The sequence below is a fragment of the Rhizobium ruizarguesonis genome, assembly GCF_012349115.1.
In the GTDB taxonomy this organism is placed as follows: Bacteria; Pseudomonadota; Alphaproteobacteria; order Rhizobiales; family Rhizobiaceae; genus Rhizobium; species Rhizobium ruizarguesonis.
This window is the reverse complement of the sequence record NZ_PQIG01000150.1, coordinates 1-3,707: the sequence shown is the minus strand read 5'-3', so window position 1 is coordinate 3,707 and position 3,707 is coordinate 1. Positions and strand designations below refer to the sequence as shown.

At 61.5% G+C, this 3,707-nt stretch carries 4 protein-coding genes and 1 pseudogene; 3 read left to right on the top strand and 2 right to left on the bottom strand.

Annotated features, from left to right (window positions below):
- The 3 genes from C3Y91_RS37505 to C3Y91_RS37495 form a co-directional block, all read left to right on the top strand.
- Window positions 1-248: mobilization protein (locus C3Y91_RS37505; protein WP_168576452.1), on the top strand; the 248-nt coding region annotated here is incomplete at its 5' end.
- Window positions 245-1,927 carry a type IV secretory system conjugative DNA transfer family protein gene (locus tag C3Y91_RS37500; RefSeq protein ID WP_168576451.1) on the top strand — a complete coding sequence of 561 codons (1,683 nt, stop codon included), beginning with the start codon at window positions 245-247 and terminating at the stop codon, window positions 1,925-1,927. The genes C3Y91_RS37505 and C3Y91_RS37500, both read left to right, overlap by 4 nt.
- A gap of 110 nt (window positions 1,928-2,037) precedes the next feature.
- Window positions 2,038-2,283, top strand: a complete 246-nt coding sequence (locus C3Y91_RS37495; RefSeq protein WP_128439750.1) for a WGR domain-containing protein — start codon at window positions 2,038-2,040, stop codon at window positions 2,281-2,283.
- 63 nt (window positions 2,284-2,346) lie between these two features.
- On the opposite strand, the gene C3Y91_RS37490 is transcribed toward C3Y91_RS37495, so the two are convergent.
- Both C3Y91_RS37490 and C3Y91_RS37485 read right to left on the bottom strand, forming a co-directional pair.
- Entirely contained in the window at window positions 2,347-3,267 is a 921-nt protein-coding gene (locus C3Y91_RS37490; RefSeq protein ID WP_168576450.1) for an ArdC family protein, read from the bottom strand.
- A gap of 270 nt (window positions 3,268-3,537) precedes the next feature.
- Window positions 3,538-3,707, bottom strand: a pseudogene (locus C3Y91_RS37485) (LysR family transcriptional regulator); the annotation flags it as partial.

Here is a 3,707-nt window from a genome sequence, read left to right as displayed (position 1 = left end):
GCAAGCAGGAGCGCGCCATCGACACGCGCCGCAAGGTGCTGATCGGCGCACTGGTGCTGCATCGGCTGGAGAATGACCGCGATGGGCAGTTTGCAGGCGGGATCGCCGAGTGGCTGAGACGGGAACTGCCAAAATTCCTCACGCGCGATGGCGACCGGGATCTGTTCGACGATCTGCTGAAGCCGCAGCTACACGAACCGTCGCGCGGCAATATCGGCAATGTCGGCAACGGGAGCGCGGCATCATGATCCATGCCAACCAGATCAAAACTGCCTTCGCAAACATGACGCGCATGGCGGTCCGCGATCCGCTCTGGGCGATCGTCGCCCTGATCACGTTTCCGCTGCGATATGCCAAGTCGTTTGTCATGGGTGCATTTGGCTATTTGCTTGTCGTGTTCACCGTCTACTTCGGGATCGACTACCTCAGACGCGTGATGCTCGGCACCCACAGGGGTGACGTCATCTGGCATATCGGCGATTGGGTGGTGATGGCCTTTGCCATCCTGCTGCTCATTCGGCTGTTGTCGACGCCGCTGATCACGCATTTTGGATCGGCGGTGGACGACACGCATGGGTCGGCGCGCTTTGCCGGCCGCAGAGAAATCGCGCCTCTGACAAAGGCAGAAGGCGGATTGCTGATCGGCCGTGCGAACAACTCTGGCCGGCTTCTTCGCTACAGCGGACCGGCTCATCTTCTGACCATGGCGCCAACGCGCAGCGGCAAGGGCGTCGGCACCATCATCCCGAACCTTCTGACCGCCGACCGCTCGATCATCTGCATCGATCCGAAGGGCGAGAATGCGCAGATCGCCGGTGATGCACGAGAGAAGTTCGGGCCGGTTCATATCCTCGATCCGTTCGGCATCACCGGCAAAGCAACGGCTGCCTTCAATCCGATGGACGGCGTTGATCCAAACAACGTCGATGTCGCCGAGGATGCAACGACACTTGCCGACGCACTGGTGTTCGACGAACCCGGTGTTTCGGGTGACGCCCATTGGAACGAGGAAGCCAAGGCGCTGATATCAGGACTGCTGCTGCATGTGCTCGCCAGCCAGCCAGACGACAAGCGCACGCTGACCACGCTCAGGCACTTGCTGACGCTGGCGCCGGCGGCATTCCAGAATCTGCTTCATGAGATGCAGGGGAATGATGCGATCAGCGGACTGATCGCGCGGGCCGCCAACCGTCATCTTGGCAAGTCGGACCGTGAGGCAAGCGGCGTATTGTCGGCAGCCCAGCGACATACGCATTTCCTCGACAGTCCGCGCATGACTGAGGTGTTGTCACGATCGGATTTCCGGTTTTCCGATCTCAAGGCAGACAAGGCGACCGTGTTCCTGGTCTTGCCGCCAGACAGGCTTGCGGCCTATTCGCGATGGCTGCGTTTGCTGGTGGCCCAGAGCCTGACCGAGATGGCGCGAACGGCCCCCTCGCCGCATCCATCTGCGCCACCGGTTCTCTATCTGCTCGACGAGTTCGCCGCCCTTGGTCATCTGGCGCCGATCGAACGGGCCATGGGATTGATGGCAGGTTACGGTGTGCAGCTCTGGCCGATCATCCAGGACATTCATCAACTGCGCGCCACCTATGGCCAGCGTGCCGGCACGTTTTTATCCAACGCCGGCGTGCTGCAAGTGTTCGGCGTCAACGATCACGACAGCGCCCGTCTGGTCTCCGATCTGCTTGGCCAGGAGACGGTCGTCTTCAACACGGCAGCACGCGCGATCGATTCGGAAAAGAGCGGCCTCTCCTTTGCCGAGCAGCATGTCGGCCGGCCGCTGCTGACGCCCGACGAAGTCCGCAACATGCATGCCGGGACCGAGCTGCTGTTTATCGCCGGTCAGCGGCCGATCGTTGCGACGAAGTTGCGCTATTATGCCGATCCGGAATTTGCCGGATTGTTTGTCAACCAGGAGAGATAAGGCAGGAGAGATAAGCCAAGCGGTTCACATCACCCCGATGAATCGATCGGGCCTCATCGATTCACAAATGTCGTTGGACGCAGTGAACCGGTCTTTGCGATTCTGCCGGCATGACAGTTCAGCCCTATCGTCTCTATATCGAACGCATCGATCCATCGAAAAACATGGCCCGCTTTTATGCGCTGTCGATCGAGCCGAACCTCTTCGGCGAGACCTCGCTGGTGCGCAGCTGGGGACGCATCGGCAGTCGCGGGCAGCAGAAGATCCATGTCTTCGATAGCGAGGCAAAAGCCGTCGATCTCCTGCTCAGCCTTTTGCGCAGGAAGCGGTCGCGAGGCTATCGGGTCCTGCGGTGATCGGCATCCGCGTCTCGCATGCCTGAGTGAAAGGAAGAGACGGTGAGTGAAGGAAGAGACGGCTTACGCCGCCTCCTCCTCGTTGCGCTCCGGCTGCAAGGAATGCAGGTAGTCGACGGCGCGCTGCGCATGGGCTGCCGCCGAGAAGATGGCGCGCTTGTCGTTACCCAAAACCTTGAGCCAGCCATCGAGATAGCTTGCATGATCGGGGAGCGGTTCGAGCTCTGGGACGATGCCAAGATCGGCGCAGAGAAACGCGCTGCCGAGTTCGGCAATGAGTTCCTCGCGGGCGCGGTCGCTCCGGTCTTTTGCATAGCGGCTGAGATCGCGATCAAGCCGTCGCGGTGCCCCGGTCCAGTGCGTCATCTCGTGGCTGAGGATCGCGACATAAGCGGCATCGTCCCGGAAGGCATCCAGGCATGGCATCTGGATGTAATCACGCTGAGCGGCATAATAGGCAGCCGTACCTCCGTGCCGGATCAGTGCGCCGGTATTGGCAAAGAAGCGGCCGGCATCGCCGATCCGCCTCATCGGATCCTCGCCAGGTGCGACGTCGTCAAAGCGGCCGTTAAGACCGGCGATCTGATCGGTGTTGAACACCGTGTAGGTCTTGAGGAATGGAATGTCCTGTTCGATCTCGGTGCCCGTCTCGGTCGTCTCGGTGCGGATGAACGAACTGGCAAAGACCACGGTCGTACCGGTTTCGCCCTTGCGGACGGCGCCACCGAGTTCGATTGCCTGGTGGAACGTCATCCAGCGTGATGCGGCAAAGCCGCGGGCGATGGCTTGCGACCACAGCAGCAGGACGTTGATGCCGGAATAGGGTTGGCCGTTGTGGCGCAGTGGCCGGCTGACCTCACCTGTCGCATGTCCCGTCGTCCAGGGTTTGGTCCATGGCCGCACGCCCTGTTTAAGATCGGCGATGATCGTGTTGGTGATGCGGCTGTAGATATCGGATCGTTGATTGGATTGCTGCCTGCTCATGTTGGAACCTCCGTTTCGAGGTCGCGGCCATCGCGACCTGCTACGGCGGTCCGAAAGCCGGGCGGCAAGCGGCGCCTGCACCCGCAGGGCCGAAACGCAGTGGAGGACGGCAAAGCCGTTGCCGGCGGCGCGAGCCTGGCAGGACCCAAAGCCGGGGCAGGACGCGATGGCTGCAATCTAAAGGGGGAGATTTAGACGGAGGCAGACGTGGCAGATCCGCGAGGCGGCGTCACATCGCTCGCGTCACAGATGAACCGCAGCGCGGATCGTTTACCTGCCCGGCCGTGCCAGTGACCGGGCGATATCGACGATGTCGTCGCGCGAGGCAGTCGGGTCGTCCTTGCTCCAGGCGACACCAAGCCCGATCCTAAAGTCGATGCCCCTCACCGCCTTCAGCTCGAAGGCCCGGTTCGGCAGGCCCTCGGTCCATTCCGGCGCAA